Genomic DNA, 25,213 nt, shown 5'->3' on the forward strand with positions numbered 1-25,213 from the left:
CAAGAAGCCAGGGACCACGAGGAGGTGCGGCTGGATGGCCGTCGCAGACGTTGTTGTCATCGGAGCAGGAGTGATCGGGTCCTCGACTGCCCTTGAGCTGCACCGGGCTGGGTTCTCAGTTGTGGTCGTCGACAAGGCCGGGGGAGCGGGGCACGGCAGCTCGAGCGCGAGCAGTGCGATCGTGCGGTTCAACTACTCCACCTTCGACGGTGTCGCCACCGCCTGGGAGTCACGTGCGTGCTGGGAGGCGTGGCACGACCACGTCGGTGTCGAAGACCCAGCCGGGATGGCGAGCTTTGTCCGCACGGGCATGGTCATGCTGGACGCGCCCATCCTGCCGCGTGAGCCCATCGTCGATCTGTTCACGGCCGTGGGTGTTCCCCACGAGTTGTGGGACAGCGAAGGCCTGCGAGCCGGTGTGCCCGGTGTGGACGTCGGCAAGCACTGGCCGCCCAAGAGCATCGAGGACCCTGCCTTCTTCGCCGACAGCACGGCGACGGTCGGTGGGATCTACACCCCGGATGCCGGCTATGTCGACGACCCCCAGCTCGCGGCCCAGAACCTGGCCTTCGCTGCTGCCAGTCGGGGGGTGGACTTCCGTTTCCGCTCCACGGTCGCTGCCGTCCTGCAGTCGGGCGACAGGGTGTCCGGGGTGCGGCTCAGCGACGGGACCGTCATCAGCGCCCCTGTCGTGGTGAACGTCGGGGGCCCGTGGTCGGGTGCGATCAACGACCTGGCCGGCGTCGGTCCAGAGTTCACGGTCGGGGTGCGCCCCATGCGGCAGGAAGTGCACCAGCTGCCCGCGCCGGAGGGGTTGCTCACCACGATCATCGGGGACGTCGATCTCGGGACCTACATCCGCCCGACCAAGGGACCCTTCGTGCTCGTCGGGGGGACTGAGCCAGAGTGTGACCCGTTCGAGTGGATCGATGACCCCGAGCGGGCGGACCCACGCCCCACGCGTGCTCGCTTCGAGGCGCAGGCCCTGAGGGCCGCTCGGCGTCTGCCGGGCCTGCAGGTGCCGAACGCCCCGGCGGGCATCGCGGGCGTCTATGACGTCGCCGATGACTGGACGCCCATCTACGACCGCACGGACCTCGACGGCTACTACGTGGCCATGGGGACCAGCGGCAACCAGTTCAAGAACGCTCCGATGGCCGGCCGATTCATGGCAGCGCTGGTGAGCGGGGTCGAGAACGGCCACGATCACGACGGCACTCCGCTCACGCACCTGTGTCAACACACCGGGCACTCGATCAATCTGGGTGCCTTCTCCCGCAAACGCCCCATCAACGAACACTCCAGCAACACCGTGATGGGCTGAAAGGACACCCACCATGCACACGGAAACCTCAACGTCGAGACCGTCCCGACTGCGCACCGCCCTGCCGGCGCTCGCCGGTGCCGCCGCCCTCGTCCTCGCCGGCTGTTCCGGCTCGGGCGATGCGGGCTCGAGCTCAGCTGCTGCTGGCGCCGGGGATGGGACTGGGACCGCCGCGCATTTCACGATGGGCCTCGGCACGGCTCCCAACTCGCTGGACGTCACGCGACACTTCGACGCCAACGTGATGGGCATCATGTCCCTGTTCACCGAGCCCATCGAGCGGCTCTCCGGTGACGGGACCCTGACGCCCAACATTGCTGAGGAGGTGACGCAGCCGGACGATCTCACGATTGTCTACACGATCCGTGAGGGAGTCGAGTTCAGCAACGGCGAGCCACTGACCCCAGAGGACATCGTCTGGTCGATCGAGCATGTGACCGACGTGGAGGCCGGAGCCCAGACAGCATCGCTGACCGCGAGTGTCGAGAGTGCCGAGGTGACGGGCGAGCACGAGGTGACGGTCAAGCTGAGCCAGCCCGACCCGGCCGCACGGGCTTCCCTGGCCCTGGTTGCGCTGGTCCAGGACGCCGACTTCGGGGAGGAGAACGCGGCGGAGCTCGGCCAGCCGACCGCCGTCCCGGTCGGCACCGGCCCCTATGTCGTCACCTCCAGCACCCCGGAGGCGGTCGAGCTCGAGCGCAACGCAAACTACTGGGGCGAGGCGCCGGTGCCGGACCAGATCACCGTCAGCTTCTTCGGCTCCGACGACACCGGGCAGGCAGCCATGCGATCCGGCTCCGCCGACGGCATGCTGCTCGGCAACCCGGTGTCCCTGCCGCAGTTCGAGAGCATCTCCGGCACGAACGTCTACTCCACCCCTGCCCTGATGTCCCACTTCTGGTCGTTGGACACCAGCACGGCACCCTTCGACGACATCCATGTGCGCCGCGCCTTCGCGCACGCCATCGACCGCGAGGGATTGCTGAAGGCATCCTTCGGGACGAGCGCTCGACCGCTGGACGCCATGATCCCGCGCGACCTGCTCACCCCCATCGCCTCCGAGGGTGAGGTCGATGACTTCCTCGCCGGTCTGACACCGATCGAGTTTGACCTGGACAAGGCCGCAGAGGAGCTGGCGCAGTCGAAGTATGCCGACGGGTTCGAGGTCGAGCTCCCCGTGATGGCGGCCTCCTGGATGGAGCTCTCGGCCCTGAACCTGCAGCAGAATCTCGAGCCGCTGGGGGTCACCATCACGACCCGAACCGTCACACCCCAGCAGTGGGTGGAGATGGTCTTCAGCCACGACACCGGGCAGATCTTCCCGATGTCCTTTGCCGCAGCTGTCCCCGACCCGGGCCTGCTCCGACGCGTCGTCAGCGAGGAGGCCCGCACGCAGGCAGGCGGCTACAACTTCGCCAACTGGGCACCGCCGGAGCTGCAGGACCTGGCTGCGAATCTGCAGGAGACGACCGATGACGCTGGCCGGTTCGAGGCGGCCACCACCATCCTCACGCAGATCTCCGAGGAGGTGCCCTACATCCCGATGTATCAGCCGGACTTTGTGATGGTCCTGGCCAACGGGTTCACGTTCACCGAGGCCCCCACGGTGATCGACGTGGCCAGCGGCACCTGGATCCAGAACCTGCGCGCCGGCTGAGAAAGAGGCCCACTGTGCTCCTGTTCCTCGGCAAACGCCTGGTCGCGATGGTTGGCGTGCTGCTCGTCGTGAGCCTGCTCGTGTTCAGCCTGCTCGCGCTGAGTCCGGGGTCGATCGTCTCGACCCTCATCGGCACCCGCCCCGCCACCCCCGAGCTGGTCGCGGCGCTGGAGGCGCAGTATCACGTCAACGACCCGTTCCTGGTGCAGTACTGGCACTGGCTGACGAACGCGGTGCAGGGTGACTTCGGGAACTCGGTGCGGACCGGACAGCCGGTCACGACCATGATGGCCGCGCGACTGCCCCTGACGATGCAGCTCGCGGCCTACGCCCTGGCCCTCGTGCTCGCCGTGGGAGTCCCGCTCGGGATGCTCGCGGGCATGCGCCGCGGCCGGCTCATCGACCGGTTCGCCAGCACCACGGCGATCGTCGCGATGAGCGCGCCGGCCTTTGCCGTGGCCATCCTGCTGGTCTGGATCTTCGGAGTCTGGCTGGAATGGTTCCCGGTGTATGGCGCAGGGGAGGGCCTCCTCGAACGGGTCCGGCACCTGACACTGCCTGCGGTGTCACTCGCGCTGGCGATGACGGCCCTGCTCCTGCGGCAGACGCGTGCCGCCACGATGCACGTGATGGACCAGGACTATGTCACCTTCGCCAGGGCGCGCGGCGTGGACCGTGCCCGGATCCTGCTGCGCTATGCCCTGCGCAACACTGCTTTGCCGATCATCACGGCGGCCGGTGTGATCCTCGTGGTCGCCCTGTCCGGCACGGTGCTCGTGGAGCGGGTGTTCGCCATCCAGGGCGTCGGCACGCTGATGATCGACTCGGTCAACAACAGCGACATCCCGGTCGTGCAGGGGCTGGCGATCCTGGTGGCGCTGCTGGTCGTCATCGTCAACCTGTTCGTCGATCTGCTGACGCTGGCCATCGACCCCCGCACGAGGAAGTGAGGACTCCGTGGCAATCCAGACGCGCCTCAGACATGCGCAACCCGAAGACTCCCTGGCCAGGCGAGTCAGACTCAAGGTCCTCGGTGGTGCGCCGGTGCGGGCCCTGGCGCTCGCGATCGTGCTTGTCGTTGTCATCGCGGCGATCACGGGAAGCGCGCTCGCCCCGCACGACCCCATGGCCCAGAACCCGCTGCTTGGAGCCGCACCCCCGACCGACGGACACCTGCTGGGCACCGATGTCCTCGGTCGTGACGTCCTCTCCCTGCTGATCGCCGGAGCCCGCTGGGCAGTGCTGGGCCCCCTCGTCGTGGCCCTCGGGTGCGGTCTGATCGGCGTGCTGCTGGGGCTGCTCGCCGCCTACTACGGCGGCATCATCGACGCCGCGGCCAACCGTCTCGCCGACCTCATCTATGCCCTCCCGTCCCTGATCGTGGCCATCGTCGTGGTCGGGGTGCTGGACGGTGGCTACTGGATGGTGGCCATCCTGCTCACCTTCTTGTCCGTGCCCTATCAGATCCGCATCATCCGCAGCGTCACGCTCGCCCAGGTGAATCTGCCGTATGTCGAAGCGGCCCGGACCTCGGGGGTCTCGGACGCGCGAACGCTGCTGTTCCACGTGCTCCCCAACATCGTGCCGACCGTGGTGGCGACGCTCCTGCTCGACTTTGTCACCGCGATGATCGGCTACACCGCCCTGGCATTCCTCGGGATCGGGGTGCCCGCGGGCACCCCGAACTGGGGCGCGATGATCGGTGCCGGGCAGACCACGATCTTCATGAATCCCTGGCTCGCGGTCACCCCGGCCATCGCGCTCATCCTCACCGCGACCAGCGTGACCCTCCTCGGTGACCACCTGCACGAGGTCCACGACAAGAAGGCGGCAGTGCGATGAGCAGGACCACGTTGGGATCGAGCCGCGGGCGAGGAGCACGGCTGCTGACCGTTTCCGGCCTGACCGTTCAGACGCGCGCCGGCACGACACTGGTCGGGGACGTCTCGTTGGAGTTGAACCGGGGCGAGACCGTCGGCATCGTCGGCGAGTCGGGCAGTGGCAAGTCACTCACCGCCCGCGCCATCACGGGGTTGCTGCCGCGCGAGCTGCGGGCGTCCGGCGAAGCCGAGCTGGACGGCATACAGCTCATTGGTGTGCCGGAGTCTCGGCTCCGGACCATCCGGGGGCGGCGGGTGAGCCTGCTCATGCAGGACCCGTTCACCATGCTGAATCCCCTCCAGAAGGCAGCCACACACATCGTGGAGTCGCTGCCGGCGGGGACCGCCGCACGGCGCGGGATGAAAGCAGAGGTCGAGCGACGCCTCGCGGAGGTGGGACTGGCCGCCGACGTCGCCGAGCGATATCCGTTCCAGCTCTCCGGCGGCATGCGCCAGCGGCTGGCGCTGGCGGCAGCGCTCGCTGGCGACCCGGAACTGCTGATCGCCGACGAGCCGACCACCGCCCTGGACGTGACCACCCAGAGCGAGATCCTGCAACTGCTCGCGCGCATCCAGGAGCAGCGCCACATGGCGCTGGTCCTGATCACCCATGACCTGGGCGTGGCCTTCTCAGTCTGCGACCGGATCCACGTCATGTATGCCGGGTCCATGGTCGAGGTGGGGGCCGCCGCCACACTGGCCGAGTCGCCCGGCCACCCCTACACCGTCGGGTTGCGGCTGGCCGAGCCGCCGTTTGGTCACTACGCCCCACAGCTCAGCGCGATCCCCGGCCGCGTGCCGTCGCCGGATGCCGTGTCGACGCAGTGCGCGTTCGCGGCGCGGTGCACGTGGGCGCAGGACGAGTGTCGAGCGGGCCGACCGTCTCTGCGTCTCATCGAGGACGCCCGCCAGAGCGCCTGCGTGCGGATCGCGGACATCCGGCACGACCTGCAGGCGGCGATCGGGGCGAGTCAGGCCACCGGTGAGCCGCCGGCGGTGGCAGGCGAGGAACCGCTGCTGGTTGTTGAGGATCTGCAAAAATCCTTCAAGACCTCACCCATGCTGGGGCGCTCGCTGACGGTGCCGGCGCTCAAGGGCGTCTCCTTCGAGCTCGGGGTGGGGGAGTCCCTGGGGCTCGTCGGTGAGACCGGGTCCGGCAAGAGCACGATCGCGCGACTGATCCTCGGGCTCGCCAGCGGCGACGCGGGCCGGATCAACCTGGGCGGGCTGGACCTCACGTCCTATCGGCGGCTGAGCTCGGGGGACCGGCGCGAGGCGCGGCGGAAGGTCCAGATGGTCTTCCAGGACCCCTACTCCTCGCTCAACCCGGCTCGGACCGTGGGCAGTGTCCTGAGCGAGGTGCTGCGCACTGCCGGTCGAGACGGTGAGAGTCGTGATGGCGTGGCGGACCTGCTGGTCCAGGTGGGCTTGCCCACCGACTATGCCTCGCGGTTGCCGGCGGGCCTGTCCGGTGGTGAGCGTCAGCGGGTCGCCATCGCCCGCGCGCTGGCCGTGCGACCGGAACTGCTGATCTGCGACGAGCCCGTGGCCGCACTGGACGTGTCGGCTCAGGCGCAGGTCCTGGAGTTGCTGCGCGAGTTGCGCGCCCGCCACCGCATGGCGCTGTTGTTCATCACGCACGACCTCGCCGTGGTGCGACAGGTGGCCGAGCGACTCATCGTGTTGCGCCACGGCGAGGTGGTCGAGGCCGGCCCCGTGGGGGACGTTCTCGAAGCACCACAGCACCCTTACACCCAGAAGCTGGTCCAGGCTGTGCGGGACACCCGGGAGCGCTTGGAGCCAGGGAATGAAGGAGCAGCATGAACTTCAACCCAGACAAGGTCCGGGACGTCGCGGCCGCCCAACTTGACGGCGATCCACAGGGCGGTGCAGGGCTGTGTGTCCTCGTCGACGGGGTCGAGGTCCTGCACGAGACCTGGGGCCTGGCCGACGCAGAGACCGGCACGGACTACACCGGCGACACCCTGCAGATCGTGCAGAGCATGGGCAAAGGGGTGATCGGTGCCGCGGCGGCACTGCTCATGGGCCGCGGAGAGCTCGACCCGGACGAGCGAGTCGCGGCCTACTGGCCGGAGTTCGGCACCGCGGGCAAGGAGGACATCACCGTCGCGCAGTTGCTGTCCCACCAGTCCGGGTTGGTCCATCTCGATGACACGATGCCGTTCGAGCTCACCACAGACCGGGACCGGCTGTGTGCTGCGCTGGTCGCCCAGCCACCCGCGTGGGAGCCCGGGACACGGGTCGGCTACAGCCCGCAGACCTTCGGCAACTACGCCGACTTCTTGTTCGAGCGTGCCTCGGGCCACGGGTTCGCCGACCTCCTGACGGAGATCACCACGGCGTTGCAGGTCGAGATGTTCGTCGGACTCCCACGGGAGCACTGGCACCGCGCTGCCCGGGCGCTCGCTGCCGCGCCCACGGGCGTCACGGCCAACCTGGACCCTGCGTTCGCCGCAGACCTTGCCGACCCCGACAGCCTGCTGATGCGGGTCATGCGCAACATCCCGGGCGCGCTCGAGGACCCGATGGCGCTGGTCAACGGGGAGCCCATCCGCTCCGGATTCATGCCGGGGGCCAACATGTTTGCCAGCGCCCGGGCCTTCGCACATCTCTTCGGAGCGCTGAGCTCGGTCCTGACCGGGGAATCCTCGCCCCTGTGGCAGCAGGACGCACTCCAGGTCGCGACCACCGAGGTGGCTCGTGGGGACGACGCCGTCACGCGGACCGAGACGGCCTTTGCGCTCGCCTTCCAGAAGCCCAGCGCCACCTATCCGCTGGGCCGCAGTGCACGGGCGTTTGGCCACGGCGGTGCGGGAGGTTCCCTCGTCATGGCCGACCCAGATCTCGGTTTCGCGATGTGTTGGATGCCCACCCGTTATGGGACGGCGGCCTTCGACGAGCGACAGACCGCAGTGCTCGATGCCATCTACGCAGAACTGGAGTGAAGCACCCATGAGCCCAACCCTTGTCCAGACCACCGCAGACCTCTCCTACGTGCTGCCGGGGACGACCTTCTACGAGTTCGACTCCGAGCGCGTGGGAGCCCGTTTCGGTGTCTGGGTGACGCTGCCCCTGCTCTACGACCAGGAAGAGCGCGACTACCCCCTGGTGTTCCAGCCCGACGGCAACAAGGCCGCCCCGACGACCGCCCCGCCCGCGGCGTTGCTGCGGGACGACCCGATCAACCCGATCAAGCCGTTCATCCAGGTCTCTGTCGGATATGTGGGTGAGGACGCCCGGCGGCTGCTGGCGATCCGCGCACGCGACCTGCTCCCGCCTGGGGAACCACTGTCGTCCGAGGTCGACGAGAGCATGCTCGACAATCTGCCCAGGGCCGGGATGTTGAGTCGGGCGGATGCCCGCCTCTATCTGGATCACCTGCGCGACCCGCACGCCGACCGGTTTCTCGCCTTCCTGACCGAGGAGCTCGACCCGGCCCTGCGGTCCCAGTTCCGCGTCAGCGATTCGGGGACCGGCCTGCACGGATTTTCCTACGGCGGCCTGTTCGCGTCCTATGCCGCGCTCAGCACCGACCACTTCGAGATGGTCGGGGCCGGGAGCCCGGGGATCCTGCACAACTCGACCGTCCTGGACCTGTATGACCAGGCGGTGGCCGACGAGTCCCGACCGACGGCCCGTCATCTGCATGTCACGGTGTGCGAGCGTGAACTGACCTATCCCTCCACCTATCAGGATCTTGTGGGCCGCGGTGCGGTCGACCTGGTGCGGCGAGCGGGTCAGAACCCGGTCCAGGGGATGGACGTCACAGCTGCCTTCACCCCGACCGAGTCGCATGCGACCGGCAGTGCCGCCTCCTGGTTCTCGTTCCTGCGCGAGTGCTATGCAGCCGATTCCCCAACCTCCACGCTCGCTCGGGTCCACCCGTCCGGTGAGTCGCAGTAGCAAACCCACGCCGAACTGAGGGCGCTGGTGGAAGGCGAGCCCGGGGGAGGTGACCGAAACGGTGAAGCCGGCTGTCGGCATACCCGGCTGTGGGTCATGATGGGAGGAAGTGACTTCGAAGGGACCGATCTGCTGTGAGCCCGACCGTGCGTGACAACCCCGATCAGAACCGCTACGAGATCTACGTCGATGACGAGCTCGCGGGATTCGGGGACTACAAACGCAGCCCTGGACGCATCGCGTTCACCCACACCGAAGTCGGGAAGGAGTTCTCCGGGCGCGGACTGGCTCGCAAGCTGGTCGCCGACGAACTGGCGGACGCGCGGCAGCGAGGTCTTGGGGTGCTGCCGTTCTGTCCGTATGTGCAGCAAGTGATCGCCAAGAACCCCGACAAGTATCTGGACCTGGTGCCGGCCGACCAGCGGGCCCGGTTCAAGTTGCCGGAGGGTGACGCCCAGTGAGCATCGAGGTGCGCGACGTCCCGGAGAACAACCGCTACGAGGCGGTGCGCGACGGGACCGTGCTCGGGTTCGCGGAGTATCAGCGGACCGAGGACCTCGTGGTGTTCACCCACACCGAGATTGACCCGCAGTTTGAGGGGCAGGGCGTCGGCAGCACGCTCGTGCGCGAGGCCCTCGACCACGTCCGCAGCCTGGGCCTGAAGGCGCTGCCGGTCTGCCCGTTCGTGCAGGCGTGGATGCAGCGTCACCCTGAGTACGCGTCACTCGACTATCGGGCTCGTGGCTGAGCAGGAGCGCTTCGACGCCGCGGTTCTCGGCATGGGGCCGGGCGGGGAGGTGGCGGCCGACCGGCTGCTGAAGGCCGGCAAGAAGGTGCTGGTCGTCGAGCCCGAGCTCATCGGTGGTGAGTGCGGCTACTGGGCCTGCATCCCGTCCAAGACCCTGCTGCGTCCGGTGGAACTCGCCTGGTCGACCGCGGAGACCCCCGGCGTCACCACCAGCAGCGTGGTGTGGGAAGAGGCCCGGTCCTGGCGGGACGACATGGTGCGCCACCACGACGACGCCCGGCAGGTCCAGCAGTATGAGGAGCAGGGCGCGACCGTCGTGCGCGGGGCCGCACGCATCGCCGGACCCGGACGGATCGACGTGCAGGGCCGCGAGTTCACCACGGACCAGATCGTCGTCGCCACCGGCTCCACCGCACGCGTGCCCGACATCGAGGGCCTGGACCAGTGCACGGTCTGGACCAACCGCGAGGCCACCAACCTGCGTGAGGTCCCCCGGCGAGTCGTCATCATCGGCGCCGGTCCCGTCGCGGTCGAGACGAGTCAGTATCTGCGCGGCCTCGGGGCTGAGGTCACGATCCTTGCTCGGGGACGTCGCCTCCTGGGGCGCGAGGAGCCGCGGGTCAGCGAACTGGCCCTGGAGCACCTGCGTGCCAGGGGCATCACCGTGCTGCTCAACACCTCGGCCGAGCGTGCCCACCGGGACGGTGCGGACAGCATGCTCGTGCTCCCCGACGGCACCGCCCTGGCCGCTGACGCCGTCGTGGTCGCGACCGGACGTCAGCCGCGGACCCAGGACCTCGGGCTGGAGAGCCTGTCCGTCGTGCTCGACAAGGAGACCGGTGCCATCGAGGTCGACGAGCACTGCGCTGGGGGACCAGGGGTGTGGGCCGTCGGTGACGTCACCGGGATCATGGAGGTCACCCACGTCGCGAAGTATCAGGCCCGGGTCGCGGTGGACACGATGCTCGGGCGTGCCCGGTCAGCGAACTACGACGCCATCCCGCGCGTGGTCTTCGGGCACCCCGAGGTGGCGGCCGTCGGTCTCACCCGCGAGCAGGCTGCCGAGAAGATGCAGGTCGTTGCGGCCGAGGTGGATCTCACCGCAGCCCTCGCCCGTCCCTGGACCCACGAGCAGGAACCGAGCGGTCAGGCACTCGGCGTGCTCGCCGACCGGGACCGCGGTGTGCTCGTCGGGGCGTGGGCGGTGGCACCTCACGCGAGCGAGTGGATCCACCAGGCGGCCCTTGCCATCAGGGAGCAGATCCCGGTCGAGCGGCTCCTCGACCAGGTCGCGCAGTTCCCGACCTACAGCGAGGGCTATCTCGCCGCGCTGGAGGACCTCGAGCTCTGACCCCTGGGCCGCTGCGACCTGCCCATCAGGGGCGTCCCCGCCCTGCCACCGGGCCAGGCGCTAGGTGGCCCGCTTGAGCACGTGCTCGTGGAACAGCCGTGCCGCGGGCAACATCTGGCGCTCCTCCGACCAGACGAGTCCGACCTCACGCACCGCGAGCCGGTCGGTCAGGGGGAGGTAGTGGACGCTGGTCGAGGAGATGCTCTCGGGCGCCCGTGGTGACGGAAGCACGGAGACGCCGAGTCCAGCCGCAACGAACGCGCGTGCGGTCGCCAGGTCGTCGCACTCGAAGGCCACCTGGGGCGTGAAGTCGGCGCGGGTGGCCAGCTCGTCCACCTTGTCGCGCAGCGCTGACCCCGGGCGGAACAGCACGAACGACTGGTCCTCGGCGTCGGCCAGGTCGAGCGGCTCGTCCCGGTCGATGAGGTGGTGCCCGGCGGGCACAGCCAGGAACAGCGGCTCCTCGACCAGCCGTGCCCAGCGGGCCGACCCGGGGTGGGGCCGTACAGTGGAGAGCTCCAGGTCGATGTCGCTGCGGGCCCGGACGGTGGTGTCCGCCTCCTCCACCTGTGGGCGCAACAGGATGCGCACCTCGGGGTGGTCAGCACGGAAGCTGCTGACCAGGTCCGGCACGAGCCAGGTGCCGAGCGAGGAGTGGAAGGCCAGGGTGACCGTGCCGGTCTCGGGGTCGACCAACTGGTGCACGGCGGCCAGCCCGTCGTCGAGCTGATGCAGCATCGCGTCCACATGGCGTTTGAAGGCCGCCCCGGCATGCGTCATCCGCAAGGTGCGACCGGAGCGGTGCAGCAGCGGGGTGCCGACCTCCCGGTCCAGTCGCGCCAGCGCACGGGACACCCCTGGTTGGGTGGTGCCCTCGATCCAGCTCAACTCGGTCACCGTGATCCCGTCAGCCACCTGCTGGAACCACCGAAGGTCTCGCGTCTCCATGACACATGATCATGGCGCATGTCTTGGCTTCATTCCACTCATTGGACGTATGACCCCAGGTCACGAGAGAATGGAGCCATGATGAAAACGCTACGCGCCATCTTCCGTGACCTCGGTCAGGTGGGGACAACCGTGCCCTACCACCGCAACGTCACGCGCTGACCCCACAACCAACGACCGCTGCCCCGGGCGCCATCTGGCACCCGGGGCAGCGGTCTTTCTGATCGGCTACGCCCTGATCAGTTCGTTCGCCCTGATCGGTTGCTACGCCCTGATCAGTTGGTGAAGGGTGCAGCCTCGCGGATCTTCTTGCCGGTCGCGCGGGCCTTCTTCTTCGCGGTCCCGGCGATGCCCTGGGTGAGCAGGGTCAGCCCGGCGCCGACGAGCCAGGAGTCCTTGGCCACTGCCGTGCCTTCCTGGCTCGGGCGGATGCCGTCGTCCTGGGTCATCGCCGGGTTGGTGAAGTACATCCCCATCAGGCTGGCGCCGAACCCGGTCAGGGCTGCGCCGGCAACGGTCGCAGGGACCATCGGCAACAGGAGGGCTGCACCGACGCCGATCTCGCCGTAGGCCAGGAGCGTGGCGAACTTCTTGGGCTCCATGTCCTTGAAGACGGCGGGGTAGGTGCTCGCTGCGGCACCGTGCAGGAACGCGGCGGTGTCCTCGTCGGCGCCGAGCTTGCTCAGGCCGGAGTTGAGGATGAAGGCACCTGTCGCGATGCGGATCGGCATGTGGGTCGGGTGCATAGGAACTCCTCGGTGGTGGGGCGCTGTCCCCAGCAGCGTAATCCGGCTGTGCGGGTAGAGCAGAAATGGGTCGCTGAGACACGTTCACGGAATAGTCATGTGAAGGTATTGCAAAAGTAAAGAACTCCTGGCAGGCTGCCCTGAGCATCACCCCCGTGAGCACCCTCTGAAGGAGTCAAATTCGTGGAATCCCCTGTGTCCGCCCGCAAGTTGTCCAAGCCCCTCGGCGCCCTGTCCGCCCTGGTCATGGGCGTTGCCATGACGGCCGTCCCTGCCGCTGCCCACGCAGAGGAAGCAGACACGAAGGCGCCGATCGTGACCGTCAAGTCAGGCGACTCGTTCACTGTCGTGGCCAACGGCGACTACGAGAAGGTGTCCTTCTCGCTCCAGGACGCGGGCAAGATCGACAAGGTCGTGCTCAACGGTGTGACCAAGGACCTGTCCAACAACATCTGGTCGGACCTGAACCACGTCAAGCCCGGTGTCTTTGGTGCGATCCACGGCGAGAACACCCTGGAGGTCTATGACGTCGCCGGCAATGTCACCACCCACACCTTCGTGCTCAACCCGCAGGCGCCGACGGTGACCGTCAAGGAGGGTGACACCTTCACCGCAACTGACGGGGCGGCATACGAGAAGGTGTCGTTCAAGCTGACGGATGCGGGCAAGGTCGACAAGGTTGTGCTCAACGGTGTGGTCAAGGACCTGGCCAACGACAAGTGGTCGGACCTGAACTACGTCAAGCCGGGCGTCTTTGGCGCGGTCCTGGGTGAGAACACCCTGGAGGTCTATGACGTCGCCGGCAACGTGACGACCGTGCACTTCACCCTGAGTGCCACCGGCCCGAGCGTCACGATCAAGGACAATGCGACCTACACGGTTGCCGACGGTGACGCCTATGAGTTGATCTCCTTCAAGCTGTTCGATGAGGGCAAGGTCGACAGGGTCGTCGTCAACGGTGTGGTCAAGGACCTGTCCAACAACAAGTGGTCGGACCTGAACTACGTCAAGCCTGGTGCCTTCGGCGGCGTCCTGGGTGAGAACACGCTCGTGGCCTATGACATCTCCGGCAACAGCACGACCGTCAACTTCACGCTGGTCGAGCCGATGGTGGCCGCCGGGACGCCGAGCATCACGTCCCACCTCCCGCGCGGTCGGATCAAGCAGGGCGCCGAGCTGACGGTGAATGAGGGTGACTGGGCCCAGGGTGCTCAGCTCACCTACCAGTGGTTCCGCGATGGCGAGGCCGTTGAGGGTGAGACGGGCCAGATGCTGCACCTCAAGGGTGGACGCTGGCCTGCAGGCACTGTCATCACGGTCGAGGTGACGGGCTCACTAGATGGCCACCGTCCCGCCGTCGCATCGACCACGGTTGTGGCGACGCGGTAAGGCTGCCTCTCTAAGCGATGAGCTGTAAGGGCCCCGGTGCGCATCGCGCCGTGGCCCTGTCAGCGCCTGGAGGAGGCCACGTCCCCGCTCACCGCCTGGGTGAGTCCGGCACGGTCAGGTCCCCGAGCAGCTCTGCTGCAGGTCCCGGGCGCACCAGCCACATCAGGTGACTGCCGGGCAGCGTGCGCACGTCCCACGGGTTGTCCGGGGTCAGGGCGTCGCCCTCGCGAATCAGTCTGTCCTGCATGGCGAGCGGCATGCTGGTGTCGTCCTCCAGCCGCACGAACGTCCGGGGGACCGTGCCCCAGGTGTCGGCCTGCGCGCGGTCCGCGCTGGTGCCGACGTCGAGGTTCTCGTCCGGCTGGAAGGTGTTGAGCGCGGTCAGGAACTCCTCGTCGGTGCCGTCGGCCAGGAAGGCCTCCTTGAACGCGCCAAGGACTTCGGGGTCGGCGGAGCGGAAGTTGGTCCGGAGTAGCCCGAGCTCGGCCGGGTCCCCGACCAGGGCACCCATCAGCGCTGCGGCGTCGACGTCCGCCATCTCCGGCTCGGCGTAGTAGGCACCGACCTCGAGATCCACCGGCGCCCAGGCCGAGACATAGACAAGGCGGTCGATCAGGTCCGGCCGGGCGTTCGCGACGGCGGTGACCGTCGCCCCGCCCCGGCTGTGGGCGAGCAGCACCGTCGGGCCGTGCTCCCTGGCTCGCTCGAGGGTCTCGATCACCCGGGCTGCGTTGTCCGCCAGGGTGACTCCCCGGATGGAGCCGGGGACCGCGCCGAGCTCGGCCAGGTCCTGCGGTGCCTGATACGACCGGGCATAGGTCGCCTCGAAGCCGTGGCCCGGCAGATCCACTGCGGCAGAGCGGTGTCCGCGCAGCGCCAGCTCGGCCTGCAGCGGTGCGAAGAGGAAGGAGTTGGAGAAGGCCCCGTGGACCAGGACGAAGGTAGTCACCGCGACAAGGTAACGGCCCGGGAGATGGCATGCCACGGAGTTAAAGGCTTCGACGTGACATTGGTGTCCTGAGGTGCACCAATGTCACGTCCCCCACATGCACCCTCGGAGGAGGGGGTCAGAGCGGGTCGATCAGCGGCCCTCGACCTCGACGCCAGGGCCAGAGGAAGTCACCTGCCACCTCACGCGGAGGCGACGGTGATCACCACGTTGCCGACCTTGCGACCCGACTCGACATAGCGGTGGGCTGCTGCGATGTCCTCCAGGTCGTAGGTGCGGTCGATCACGGGCCGGAACGTCCCCGCCTCGAGGTGATCGCGGATCTCCTCCACCACCGCCTGGCTGTCCTCGGGGAACGGGAAGACCACGCGGCGGTGGCCGCGGCGCACCGTGCCGACCAGGGAGAGCGGCAGGTTCTGCCAGCCGGGGCCGAGCTCGGAGGAGACATAGACGCCGTCGGGTCGCAGCAGCCGGCGGCAGCGACCGAACGAGCTCTTGCCGACGGCGTCGAACACGAGGTGGAACTGTTTGGGCAGCTGCGTGAAGTCCTCCCTCGTGTAGTCCACGACGTGCTGAGCGCCGAGCCCACGGACCAGGTCCAGGTGCTCGGTGGCGCACACCGCCGTCACCGCGACGCCCATGGCGGTGAGCTGCTGCACTGCCGCAGAGCCGATCCCGCCGGTGGCGCCGTTGACCAGGACCTCGTCGCCGGGCCGGACCCCCGCCCGGCGCAGCCCAGAGCGGGCGTAGTGGAACCCCTCGGTCGCGGCGGCCGCCTCGGTCAGGGAGAGGTTCGCCGGGACAGTGGCGACCGAGGAGGTCTGGTGCGCCACGGCATACTCCGCATGTGCCCCGAAGCGGCCCTCGCAATAGCCGAAGACCAGGTCACCCACGGCGAACTGGTCGACCCCCGCGCCCGTGCTGACCACCTCGCCGGCGAACTCGGTGCCCAGGATGGTGCGCTTGGGTCGGCGCAGGCCGGTGAGCGACCTCATGAAGAAGGGTCGGGCGGCGCGATAGGCGCAGTCGGTGCGGTTGACCGTGGTCGCTGCCACGCGGATGAGGAGCTCGCCAGCACCGGGCTGGGGGACGGGCACGTCCGTGACCGTGACGACCTCGGGTGGGCCGTAGTTGGTGTTCACGGCTGCGCGCACGAGACAACTCTATCGATCGACCGCATCGGGGTCGCCCGACTGCTGGCCCTGCTGCGCCTCCGCCTGCTTCGACTGGGAGAACATGAGCCAGGCGCCGACGAGCTCGAAGACGCCGACACCCAGGAACAGCCAGGTGAGCATCCCGGTGTCGCCTTCGGAGACGCGCATCAGGCCGATCGCGGAGACGATCGCGCCGAAGATCACATAGAACCAGCCCCGCCGCCGCAGCGCCGCAGGCTGGCGTCGCTCCTCCAGGAGCTGCTGACGGCGCTCCTGGATGAGGCGGGCACGCTCCGCCCGAGGGTCCAGGGGGCCGTCCTGGTCGGCATCGTCCACGATCTCGCCCTCGACCGGGGCTGCTGTCAGTCCGTCGGGATGCGCGGCATCCTCGTTGACGGTGTTGGCAGTGTGGTCGGCCCAGAGGTCGTCCCGGTCGGTGACCTCGGACAGCGACGCCTGCCCAGCCTCGTCGTCGAAACTGCCGTCGAAGGTGTCGCCCACCTGCGGGTCGTAGGCCTCGTAGCCGGTTTCGGCGGCGACGATCTCCACCGCCTGGCGGACCAGGTCGAGCACCGGGTCGGACGGGCCGCCGTAGGGCGCGGAGACCGAGGCAGCCCGGTCATAGAGGTCCACGCGCAACCCGCTGTCCCGCGTCTGGAACTCGCCGAACACATCCCCGGTGAGGTCCTCGGCAGCCCAGGTCCGCACCGGCTCGGTGAGTCCGTCACGCAGACGGGCCTCGATGCGACGGAAGCTGGCGACCCCACGGTTGAGTGTCGTCAGGTCCATCTCCGGGCTGTCGGCCTCGTCCGCGGCCAGGACCTCGTCCCAGTCCTGTCCGGCCGTGCGGGGATAGAGGAGGATCTCGTAACTCATCGCCCCATCCTGTCAAGCACGGTGCGATGCGAGCGCATTGGCCACCCCGTGACATTGATGTGTGATTGACAATGCTGTGTGACACACACTATTGTTTCACTCATGACCACAGAGGAGACGCTGGCCACGCACGGCCAGGAGTTGCGGCGGGGGACTGTCGTCCTGGCAGCGCTCGCGAGCCTCGCGGAGCCGCGTTACGGCTATGCCCTGCTCGAGCATCTCGCCGATGCGGGCATCGAGGTCGAGGGCAACACCCTCTATCCGCTGCTGCGCCGACTCGAGAAACAGGGCCTGCTCACCAGCGAGTGGAACACCGACGAGAGCCGGCCACGCAAGTTCTATGTGCTCACCGCCGAGGGCCGGGACGTCCTCGCCGCGCTCACGCAGGAGTGGAGCGCCCTCAACACCGCCCTCCAGGCCCTCACCACCAGGGGAACATCATGACGTCACTGACCGACCGCTATGTCCACGCCGTCACCGCACAACTGCCCGAGGCGCAGCGCGAGGACATCGCCCTGGAGCTGCGCGGCACCATCGAGGACACCGTCGCCGCGAACCCCGAGCCGGACCAGGCCGAGGCCGAGCGGCAGGCACTGCGCGACCTGGGGCACCCGACCGCGCTGGCGGACAGCTATCGCGGCACGGGTCAGCACCTGATCGGGCCGCGCTTCTTCCCGGCCTGGCTGCGCACCCTGAAGACGCTCCTGGCGTGGGTGCCCGCCCTGGTGGCCGTCCTGATGGTCGCCCTGGGCCTGCTCGATGAGGACCCTCCCGGCAACATCGTCGGCACGGCGGTCACCACAGCCCTGTTTGCCGCGCTGCAGATTGCCTTCTGGGTGACCCTCGGCTTCGCCATCGCCGAGCGCACCGACGCCGGGGGAGAGGCGATGGATGCGCTCGGGGTCGACCAGGGCGACTGGGACCCCGCGGACCTGCCCGAGCCCCAGAAGCGGCAGGTCACGTGGGGCGACGCCATCTGGTCGGTGATCCTCAACGCCTTCCTCCTCACGCTGTTGGTCCTGCCGGTCCGTCTCGGCGGGTCCATCGATGGCTTCGCGTGGGGTCAGATCTTCACCGACACGGCCTACTCACTGCGCTGGGTCCTGGCGGCAGGAATGGCCGCCAGCCTGTTGGCCAGCGTCTATGTGCTGGCCCGCGGGCACTGGACCCGGCTCACCGCGATCGTCAACCTGGTCGGCATGCTGGTGTTCACCGCGCCGATCGTCTGGCTCGCGGCCCGCAACGAACTGTATGCCTGGGAGACACTGCCGCTCGAGTGGGTCCGCGACTCCGCTGGCAACCTTGAGGTCAACGAGCCGGTCACGCTGGGGGCCACGATCGTGGTCGTCGTGGGCATCCTGCTCTGGGAGGCCTTCGACACCTTCCGCAAGGCGGCCCGCACCCCCTGAACCACAATGGGCCGTATGCCGTCCGCCCAGTCTCCCCTGCCGCTGCGGTTGGCGTGGGGGGACTGGGCGCTGCTGGTCAGTGTGGCGGTGACCTGGGGTTCCTCGTTCTGGCTGATCAAGATCGGTCTGGAGGACTTTCCGCCGGAGACCGTGGCGTGGCTGCGGATCCTCCTGGGGGCGCTGGCCCTCACGGTGATCCCCGGATCCTGGAGGCCGTTGCGTCACCCCAGTGACTGGCGGGGCATCACGCTGCTCGGCGTGATCTGGATGGCGCTGCCGTTCGTCCTGTTCACCGTGGCCGAGCAGCACATCTCCTCCGCGTTGGCGGGCATGATCAATGGTGCGACACCGCTGGTCACGACTGTCTTCGCGGTCCTGCTGTTCGGGCACGCCCTGGGGCCGCGCCTGGTCGGTGGCCTTGCCGTCGGTTTCGTCGGGGTGCTGATCATCGGCCTGCCCAACGTGGAGGGCGCTGCCAGCCTCGCTGGCGTGGCCATGGTGTTGCTGGCTGTCACCTGTTATGGCCTGTCGTTCAACATCTCGGGCCCGCTCCAGGCGCGCAACGGTGCGCTGCCGGTCATCTGGCGCATTCAGTTGGTCGCCCTCGTGGTGTCCACCGCCTATGGCGCTCCGGGCCTGGCGGACTCGACCCCGACCCTGACGGGCGTGCTGGCGATGGTCGCCCTGGGCTCACTCGGCACCGGCCTGGGCTTCGTGCTGTTCGCGATCCTGGTGGGCCGTGTCGGAGCCCCGCGGGCGGCGATCAACAACTACCTGGTGCCCGTGGTGGCTCTCGTGCTCGGCGCCGGCCTGGCGGGGGAGTCGGTCGCGCCGCTGTCCGTTGCGGGCATCGCTCTCGTGCTGGTCGGGGCTTATGTCGCGACATCCAGCGGCCGGCGGCGAGTGCCACCGACGCCTGGCTGAGACTGCCTGTCGGCATTGACACGGATGCGCCGCCTATGCCTCGAGGCGGGTCACGCTGCCGCGGTCGCCATCGACGCGGACCGTTGTGCCGTCCCGGAGCACCTGCGTCGCGTCGGGGACTGCGACGACCGCGGGCAGCCCGATCTCGCGCGCCACGATGGCGGCGTGGGACAGCAGCCCACCGTGCTCGGTGACGACTGCCCCCGCGAAGCCGAACAGGGGAGTCCAGGCAGGGTCGGTGTGCTCGCAGACCAGGACGTCTCCAGGCGAGACCCGGCGGAAGTCGGCGACACCGGCGATCACCCGGACCGGCCCGGTCGCAGTGCCGGGGCTGGCCGCGATGCCGTGGAGCTCGCCGGCCGGGTGCGCGCGGGCCAGGTGACCCGGTGGCAGGGCGGTGGTGATCGGGCGGGCCTGCAGGACGTGGATCTGCTCGCCGGTGATCGCCCACTCGAGGTCGGCCGGGCCGCCGAGGAGCAGGGAGACCTGTTGACCCAGGCGGCACAGGGCAAGCACCTGCGCGTCAGTGAGGCACAGCTGTCCGCGCTCATCGTCGGACAGTGGTCGCCGCCTCAGCCGATCGCCGACCCGGTCCGAGCGGTGCGACGTCGTGCCCATGACGCGGTCGCTGATGCCCTGATCATCGACGGTCCAGGAGTCGGGCGTGACCTGTCCGTTGACGAGCTGATCACCGAGGCCGGGGGTCGCCTCGATGACGGTGGCGTCGCCGGTGAACAGCACTCCGGAGACGTCGGCGTCGACGAAGGTCTGCACGAGCACTGCCATTTCTGGCGGACCCGCGCGCGAGGCCGGGCCCGAGCTCGTTCCCGGCCCTGTGCCCGTTCCCGGGCCTGCGCTCGGAGTCCCGCCACCGCTGGAGCCCCGACCTGCTCGATAGGCCAGCGCACGGTCCGACCAGAGCGAGGCCCAGCACCGCAGCACGGCACGGGACGCGGCCTCGGTGCCCACCACTGCGAGGACCGAGTCGTGCTGCCCCGCAGCGGATGCCGCCGCACCGTCCTCCGTGGTGGCCGAGGAGCGCACGGCGACCGGAGCAGACACACCGCCGATGCGTCGCAGGCCGACCTCGAGCTGCGCGAGCAGATCATCGTCGAGTGTGCTGCCCTGGTGGCGACGGAAGACACCGGTGGGGATGACGAAGCCCGCGGGCACGTCCACTCCGGATCTGACCAGCTGGGCCAGGCTCGCGGCCTTCCCACCCACGATGGCAGGGTCGGTGGCCGCGAGGTCACCCAGGTCCACGAGATCATTCACGGCTGACACCGGGCCAGGTGAACTCGGCCGGCAGGTGCGACTGGTCGTTGACCATGTGCACGGCAGGTGGCTCGCCCCGGGTGTGCTCGATCACGGTCACCCCGGTGTTGGCCATCCAGGTCAGTGACAGCCACGACTGCGGAGGTGCGCCGAGGGCGTCGCGCACGAGCCAGGCGATCGGATAGGCGTGGGTCACCAGGACCTCGTGCGTGGAGCGCGCGCCGGGCGCAGGCGGAGTGGCAAAGCGCGCGGTGAGTTGGTCCGCGAGTTGTCGGCCCGCCCGGGCCTCGCCCGCGTCATAGCCGTCGAAGAAGCCCTCCCAGCTGCTGCCGGAGACCTGCTCGCGAGTGGGAACGTGGGGCACGTGGTCGATCAGTTCACCGGCCTCGTCGACGAGCGGCACCTCCAGGTGCTCGGCGATGACGGCAGCACTGTCACGGGCCCGACTCAGGGGCGAGTGCCAGACCACGTCGATGGGCTGGTTCGCGAGTCGGCGCCCGAGGTGATGGCACTGCTCTCGACCCTGGTCAGTGAGTTGGCCGAGCGGATCTGCGAGACCGTGCCGCACGGCATACAGGGTCCGGGTCGCCATGACTCACCCGGCCGTTCGGCCGCGCGCCAGGCCCAGGCTGGACAGCAGATCCTGGTGGACCTCGGCCCACACCGCGTGACACGACAGCAGCCCGACGCCGGTGACCCACCGCAGCCCCTCGCCCCGCGCCCGGTCGAGGGCGGCGGAGAACTGGAAGGGATAGCGGCCGAACCGGGGGAGGGCCACCACCAGATCCGCCAACGCGCTGCGCAGGTCGTCCCCGGACTGTGTGAGGTCGGCCAGCAGGGCCCCGACTGCGGCGTCGTCCGCACCCCCGAACCCGGTCGTTGTCGCCAAGGTCGACTGGAGCTGCCACTGTGCCACCCGCTCGACGAACGGGCCGTTGATCTGCTCGAAGCGCTCCAGGGCCGCGCTCAGCACGGCGCGGGCGTCGGCGGCCTGCACCTCCTGGCTGAGCAGGCGGGCGACCTGGACAGACCCGGACTCCGTCAGCACCCAACCGCCGACATCGGCGAGCCTGAATTGCTCCACCAGCCCATCCGCGGCGGCCTGCTCCAGCACCTCACGCACCTGGTGCTCGCCGAGGAGAGCGCGGTCGAGCACCGCGCCCTCGTCCGCGACACCGGTCAACCGCACGGCTTGGAGGATGAGCAGCTCGGCCCGCTCGGAGGTGCTCAAGGGCGCGTTTGTGGGGGCGCTCATCGGGTGAGGCCCTCGGGGCGTTGCGAGACGCGTTGATAACGCTGCTGCGCCGCTTGGGGTGTGCGCACGCCGAGCGCCTCGGCCACCTGGGGCCAGGTCCAGCCCTCGGCGCGTGCGGTGAAGAGCAGTGCTGTCTCCAGCGTGTCCACGGACGCCCGCGCCGCATCGATCAGGGTCAGCGCAGCCGCCAACTCGTGGGCTGACGCCGAGCCGACCTGCTGGTTGGCGCGCCACAGCGCGAACCTGAGCAGGAGGACGTCGTCGGCCGGCTCCTTCGGGTGCTGCCACGGCATCGTCGGCAGGTTGCGTGCTCCCGCGCCGACCAGGGTCTGCCGGGCGACTTCCTGGGCGTCGGGGACATGACGGCCGCTGGTGTGGTCCATGACGGCCAGTCTGCGACATCAACACGTCGTTGTCAACAGTCTGTTGATGTGGCTGTCGTCGCAACGCCGGGGAGGCGGGGCAAACCAGTTGCCCCGGCGCACCGACAACGCGTTCGATGGGGCGGATGAGACAGTCCCATTCACCCCAGACCCCGCCACCCGCCGGCACCGGCGCCTGCCTTGACCTCAACTCGCCCCTGTCGCCACTGTCGGCCGCCCGACTGGTCGCCGCGGCCGCAGCGCACGCACCACAAGTGATCGTGGACCACGGATGCGGCTGGGGGAGCCTGCTGCTCGATGCGCTCGCCGCAGCTCCCGCCGCACGCGGGATCGGTGTGGACGTGCACGGGCCGGACATCGAGCGGGCGCACGACCTGGCAGCACAGCGCGGGCTGGCCGACCGGGTCACCTTCCTCAACGGATCGAGTGCCGAGGTGTCCGAGCAGGCGGACCTGCTGATCAACATCGGCGCCTATCAGGCGTTCGGCACCATCGAGGAGGCGCTGAGGCAGTTGGCGCAGCGACTCCGCCCGGGCGGCCGGGTGCTGTTTGGCAGCGAGATCTGGCTGGCCCAGCCGACCGCGGAAGAGCTCTCAGTCATGTGGGAGGGCGCCTCCGCGGACGACTGCCTCGAGCTGCCAGACCTGGTCGACCTGGTCCACGCCGCTGGCTGGCGCGTGGTGGACCTGCACGACTCGACCCGCACCGAGTTCGACACCTTTGAGCTGGGTCATCTGCGCGAGCGGGAGGAGTGGCTGCTCGACCACCCGGGCCACCCGGTGCAGCAGGAGCTGGACCACGAGTGGACCGCCTGGCTGCGTGGCCGGCGCCGGCCGATGGGCTTCGTGACGCTTCTCCTCGGTCGCTGATGGTGCGCCTACGCGGCGCGGATGCCCTCGAGGACCAGGTTGACGAACTGGTCCGCGACCTCATCGGGGCCGAGCGGGCCATCAGGGCGAAGCCAGATGTAGGCGTAGTGGTGCAGGCCGAGTAGAGCCTTGACGACGATCGGTCTGCTCGTGGATGGGCCAAAGGCACCCTCGTCCACGCCGCGTTGGAGTATGTCCGCCCACGTTTGCTCGTATGCCCGGTGGAGGTCCAGGACCTCACCGCGACGAGTCTCTTGGACGGCATGTAGGTCACGGAAGCACACCGTCATCTCTGGGAGATGGTCAACGATCTCGCGCACCACGAGGCGGGAGAACTCGCGGAGGCGATCCGCGGCCTGACGCTCCTCCCCGAGGAGTTCGTGGCCAGCGTCGATCAATCGACGTAGATACTCGGTCGTGATGCCGAAGAGCAGGTCATCCTTGCTCGAAACGTGGTGGTAGATGCTCCCGCGTCCCATGCCTGTCGCGCGCTCTAGGTCTGCCATCCCGGTGCCGTGGAAGCCCTTGACCGCGAACAGCTCGGCAGCGCTTCTGAAGAGTGCCTCGCGTCCCGGGCTGACCCGTGCGTCCCCTGCTGCTGTCATGACATCTCCTCGTGAGGTGTTTACAGATCCGTATCGTCCGTGCTACTTTACCGATCGGTCGGTACTGTACCGATCGGTCGGTCCAATTCTACGCGAGAGTTCGGCGCAACGAAGCCCCGAGGAGGAAAGAATGACGGACAAGGTGGACGCCACGCGTCAATCTGAGAAGGACCCCAAGCCGCCTCGCAACACGGTGGACATGTTCATGGGCCCGTTGAACTCCGTGGTTGAGCGCTTCATGCCGAGTGCATTCCTGTTTGCGGTCGTGCTCACAGCGGTGGTGGCTGGCATGTCCCTGCTGGTGACGGACGCGACTCCCGTCGATGCACTCAAGGGCTGGGGTGAGGGCCTGTCTGGACTGCTGGCCTTCACGATGCAGATGGTCCTGATCCTCTTGCTCGGCTACATGCTGGCCCACACCGGACCAGTGCATGCTCTCCTGGTTCGACTCGGTTCAGTGCCGCGGACCGAGGGGCAGGCCTACATCTTCGTCGTGGTCGTGACTGCTGTTGCGTCGTTGATCACCTGGGGCCTGGGTCTAGTTGTTGGCGCGGTGATCGCCAAGGAGGTGGCCCGGCAGGGTAAGGCCCGCGGCCTGCGCTTGCACTTCCCACTCTTGGTGGCGTGCGGCTACTCGGGGTGGGTGGTGTGGCACATGGGCTATTCGGGCTCAGGCCCACTCGCCGCCGCGACTGAAGGCAGCTTTGTGCACGAGATGACCGGCCAGGTCGTGCCGATGTCCGAAACCACCTTCAGCCTCTGGAACATCATTGGGGCGGTCGTCACGGTGATCGTCGTCGCCAGCGCCATGTACCTTGTGCGCCCCCGGAATGGTTCGAAGGTCGTCGAGGTCGCTACGGAGGCCGAGGCGGAGGTTTACCAGCCGGAGGACATCAACACCCCAGCTGATCGCCTGGACGCAAGCCGCATCCCAACCCTGCTGCTGGGCCTCGCTCTGGCGAGCTACCTGGCAGTGCACTTCATGAACGGGGGAACTCTGACCCTGGACATCGTGAACTGGTCGTTCATGATGCTCATCCTCTTGCTGGTTCGCAATGCAGCCGAGATGCTGGCCCTCGTCAGGCGCTCGGCAAGCAATGTCGGCGACGTGGTCTTCCAGTACCCGCTCTATGCAGGAATCCTCGGAATCATGGTGGCCACTGGGCTCATGGGCTGGCTCACCGAGCGGATGATCGCGATCTCCAACGAATACACCTTCGGGATCATCGCCCTGCTCTCCGCAGGTCTTGTGAACATCTTCGTCCCCTCTGGAGGCGCGCAGTTCGCCGTGCAGGGACCGATCATGCTGGACGCCGCCCAGGCGCTTGGTGTTGATCCTGCGATCGCCATCATGGCGGTCTCATACGGGGACCAGTGGAGCAACATGATCCAACCGTTCTGGGCGCTGCCTTTGCTGGCAATTGCCGGCCTGAAAATCAGGGACATCATGGGCTACACGACTGTGACGTTCATCGTTTCTGGGTTTGCCTTCGCCGGCACTCTCTTGGTGGCCAGTTTCATCCTGTGACCGGGTACTTGGAAAGGAC

At 68.3% G+C, this 25,213-nt stretch carries 26 protein-coding genes; 16 read left to right on the plus strand and 10 right to left on the minus strand.

Going from position 1 to position 25,213, the window contains the following annotated elements; translation table 11 throughout:
• Nucleotides 1-34 precede the first annotated feature (34 nt).
• The 10 genes from NF556_RS06420 (at nt 35) to NF556_RS06465 (ending at nt 10,884) form a co-directional block, all read left to right on the plus strand.
• Nucleotides 35-1,324, plus strand: a complete 1,290-nt coding sequence (locus tag NF556_RS06420; RefSeq protein WP_252594659.1) for an NAD(P)/FAD-dependent oxidoreductase — start codon at nt 35-37, stop codon at nt 1,322-1,324.
• Nucleotides 1,325-1,337: 13 nt separating this feature from the next.
• Nucleotides 1,338-2,981 carry an ABC transporter substrate-binding protein gene (locus NF556_RS06425; protein WP_252594660.1) on the plus strand — a complete coding sequence of 548 codons (1,644 nt, stop codon included), beginning with the start codon at nt 1,338-1,340 and terminating at the stop codon, nt 2,979-2,981.
• A gap of 14 nt (nt 2,982-2,995) precedes the next feature.
• The gene (locus NF556_RS06430; protein WP_252594661.1) at nt 2,996-3,931 is read left to right on the plus strand and encodes an ABC transporter permease; all 936 of its coding nucleotides are present in this window, start codon (nt 2,996-2,998) and stop codon (nt 3,929-3,931) included.
• Nucleotides 3,932-3,938: 7 nt separating this feature from the next.
• The gene (locus NF556_RS06435) at nt 3,939-4,823 is read left to right on the plus strand and encodes an ABC transporter permease (protein WP_252594662.1); all 885 of its coding nucleotides are present in this window, start codon (nt 3,939-3,941) and stop codon (nt 4,821-4,823) included.
• The gene (locus tag NF556_RS06440; RefSeq protein ID WP_252594663.1) at nt 4,820-6,685 is read left to right on the plus strand and encodes a dipeptide ABC transporter ATP-binding protein; all 1,866 of its coding nucleotides are present in this window, start codon (nt 4,820-4,822) and stop codon (nt 6,683-6,685) included. Before NF556_RS06435 ends, NF556_RS06440 begins: the two co-directional genes overlap by 4 nt.
• The gene (locus NF556_RS06445; RefSeq protein WP_252594664.1) at nt 6,682-7,827 is read left to right on the plus strand and encodes a serine hydrolase domain-containing protein; all 1,146 of its coding nucleotides are present in this window, start codon (nt 6,682-6,684) and stop codon (nt 7,825-7,827) included. The genes NF556_RS06440 and NF556_RS06445 overlap by 4 nt, the downstream gene beginning before the upstream one ends.
• Nucleotides 7,828-7,834: 7 nt before the next feature.
• On the plus strand, nt 7,835-8,785 hold the full coding sequence (locus NF556_RS06450) for an alpha/beta hydrolase (protein WP_252594665.1): 951 nt from the start codon (nt 7,835-7,837) through the stop codon (nt 8,783-8,785).
• Between the two features lie 134 nt (nt 8,786-8,919).
• The gene (locus NF556_RS06455; protein ID WP_252594666.1) at nt 8,920-9,246 is read left to right on the plus strand and encodes a GNAT family N-acetyltransferase; all 327 of its coding nucleotides are present in this window, start codon (nt 8,920-8,922) and stop codon (nt 9,244-9,246) included.
• On the plus strand, nt 9,243-9,533 hold the full coding sequence (locus tag NF556_RS06460; protein ID WP_252594667.1) for a GNAT family N-acetyltransferase: 291 nt from the start codon (nt 9,243-9,245) through the stop codon (nt 9,531-9,533). Before NF556_RS06455 ends, NF556_RS06460 begins: the two co-directional genes overlap by 4 nt.
• Nucleotides 9,526-10,884, plus strand: a complete 1,359-nt coding sequence (locus NF556_RS06465; protein ID WP_252594668.1) for a dihydrolipoyl dehydrogenase family protein — start codon at nt 9,526-9,528, stop codon at nt 10,882-10,884. Before NF556_RS06460 ends, NF556_RS06465 begins: the two co-directional genes overlap by 8 nt.
• Before the next feature lie 60 nt (nt 10,885-10,944).
• Here NF556_RS06465 and NF556_RS06470 read toward each other — a convergent pair whose 3' ends face one another.
• Both NF556_RS06470 and NF556_RS06475 read right to left on the minus strand, forming a co-directional pair.
• Nucleotides 10,945-11,832: a LysR substrate-binding domain-containing protein gene (locus tag NF556_RS06470; protein WP_252594669.1), complete on the minus strand. Its 888-nt coding sequence runs from the start codon at nt 11,830-11,832 to the stop codon at nt 10,945-10,947.
• A 275-nt stretch (nt 11,833-12,107) separates the two neighbouring features.
• On the minus strand, nt 12,108-12,578 hold the full coding sequence (locus NF556_RS06475) for a hypothetical protein (RefSeq protein ID WP_252594671.1): 471 nt from the start codon (nt 12,576-12,578) through the stop codon (nt 12,108-12,110).
• Nucleotides 12,579-12,761: 183 nt separating this feature from the next.
• Between NF556_RS06475 and NF556_RS06480 the strand changes: the two genes are divergently transcribed.
• Nucleotides 12,762-13,967 carry a hypothetical protein gene (locus NF556_RS06480; RefSeq protein ID WP_252594673.1) on the plus strand — a complete coding sequence of 402 codons (1,206 nt, stop codon included), beginning with the start codon at nt 12,762-12,764 and terminating at the stop codon, nt 13,965-13,967.
• Nucleotides 13,968-14,055: 88 nt separating this feature from the next.
• Here NF556_RS06480 and NF556_RS06485 read toward each other — a convergent pair whose 3' ends face one another.
• The 3 genes from NF556_RS06485 to NF556_RS06495 form a co-directional block, all read right to left on the minus strand.
• Complete coding sequence (locus NF556_RS06485; protein WP_252594674.1) at nt 14,056-14,916, minus strand: alpha/beta fold hydrolase; 861 nt, start codon at nt 14,914-14,916, stop codon at nt 14,056-14,058.
• Between the two features lie 182 nt (nt 14,917-15,098).
• The gene (locus NF556_RS06490) at nt 15,099-16,070 is read right to left on the minus strand and encodes an NAD(P)-dependent alcohol dehydrogenase (RefSeq protein WP_252594675.1); all 972 of its coding nucleotides are present in this window, start codon (nt 16,068-16,070) and stop codon (nt 15,099-15,101) included.
• A gap of 9 nt (nt 16,071-16,079) precedes the next feature.
• A complete protein-coding gene (locus NF556_RS06495) occupies nt 16,080-16,946 on the minus strand; it encodes a hypothetical protein (RefSeq protein WP_252594677.1) in 867 nt (288 codons plus the stop codon).
• 102 nt (nt 16,947-17,048) lie between these two features.
• Between NF556_RS06495 and NF556_RS06500 the strand changes: the two genes are divergently transcribed.
• From NF556_RS06500 to NF556_RS06510, 3 genes are read left to right on the plus strand one after another with little or no spacing between them, the layout of a single operon-like run.
• Nucleotides 17,049-17,390, plus strand: coding sequence for a PadR family transcriptional regulator (locus NF556_RS06500; RefSeq protein ID WP_252594679.1), 342 nt, complete (start codon nt 17,049-17,051; stop codon nt 17,388-17,390).
• Nucleotides 17,387-18,355 (plus strand): HAAS signaling domain-containing protein, encoded by a 969-nt coding sequence (locus NF556_RS06505; protein WP_252594680.1) that lies wholly within the window; start codon nt 17,387-17,389, stop codon nt 18,353-18,355. The genes NF556_RS06500 and NF556_RS06505 overlap by 4 nt, the downstream gene beginning before the upstream one ends.
• Nucleotides 18,356-18,370: 15 nt before the next feature.
• Nucleotides 18,371-19,279 (plus strand): DMT family transporter, encoded by a 909-nt coding sequence (locus tag NF556_RS06510; RefSeq protein WP_252594681.1) that lies wholly within the window; start codon nt 18,371-18,373, stop codon nt 19,277-19,279.
• Nucleotides 19,280-19,312: 33 nt separating this feature from the next.
• Here NF556_RS06510 and NF556_RS06515 read toward each other — a convergent pair whose 3' ends face one another.
• From NF556_RS06515 to NF556_RS06530, 4 genes are read right to left on the minus strand one after another with little or no spacing between them, the layout of a single operon-like run.
• Complete coding sequence (locus tag NF556_RS06515; protein ID WP_252594682.1) at nt 19,313-20,554, minus strand: PEP/pyruvate-binding domain-containing protein; 1,242 nt, start codon at nt 20,552-20,554, stop codon at nt 19,313-19,315.
• Entirely contained in the window at nt 20,547-21,146 is a 600-nt protein-coding gene (locus tag NF556_RS06520) for a histidine phosphatase family protein (RefSeq protein ID WP_252594684.1), read from the minus strand. Before NF556_RS06520 ends, NF556_RS06515 begins: the two co-directional genes overlap by 8 nt.
• A 3-nt stretch (nt 21,147-21,149) precedes the next feature.
• The gene (locus tag NF556_RS06525; RefSeq protein ID WP_252594685.1) at nt 21,150-21,785 is read right to left on the minus strand and encodes a hypothetical protein; all 636 of its coding nucleotides are present in this window, start codon (nt 21,783-21,785) and stop codon (nt 21,150-21,152) included.
• Nucleotides 21,786-21,805: 20 nt separating this feature from the next.
• Nucleotides 21,806-22,192, minus strand: a complete 387-nt coding sequence (locus NF556_RS06530) for a hypothetical protein (protein WP_252594688.1) — start codon at nt 22,190-22,192, stop codon at nt 21,806-21,808.
• Nucleotides 22,193-22,317: 125 nt separating this feature from the next.
• On the opposite strand from NF556_RS06530, the gene NF556_RS06535 reads away from it, so the two are divergent.
• Entirely contained in the window at nt 22,318-23,061 is a 744-nt protein-coding gene (locus tag NF556_RS06535) for an SAM-dependent methyltransferase (protein ID WP_252594690.1), read from the plus strand.
• A gap of 8 nt (nt 23,062-23,069) precedes the next feature.
• On the opposite strand, the gene NF556_RS06540 is transcribed toward NF556_RS06535, so the two are convergent.
• Nucleotides 23,070-23,666 carry a TetR/AcrR family transcriptional regulator gene (locus tag NF556_RS06540; RefSeq protein WP_252594692.1) on the minus strand — a complete coding sequence of 199 codons (597 nt, stop codon included), beginning with the start codon at nt 23,664-23,666 and terminating at the stop codon, nt 23,070-23,072.
• 205 nt (nt 23,667-23,871) lie between these two features.
• Here NF556_RS06540 and NF556_RS06545 point away from each other — a divergent pair, with 205 nt between their 5' ends.
• A complete protein-coding gene (locus NF556_RS06545; RefSeq protein ID WP_252595737.1) occupies nt 23,872-25,194 on the plus strand; it encodes a short-chain fatty acid transporter in 1,323 nt (440 codons plus the stop codon).
• Nucleotides 25,195-25,213 lie beyond the last annotated feature (19 nt).

The organism is Ornithinimicrobium faecis, assembly GCF_023923225.1.
Classification (GTDB): Bacteria; Actinomycetota; Actinomycetes; order Actinomycetales; family Dermatophilaceae; genus Ornithinicoccus; species Ornithinicoccus faecis.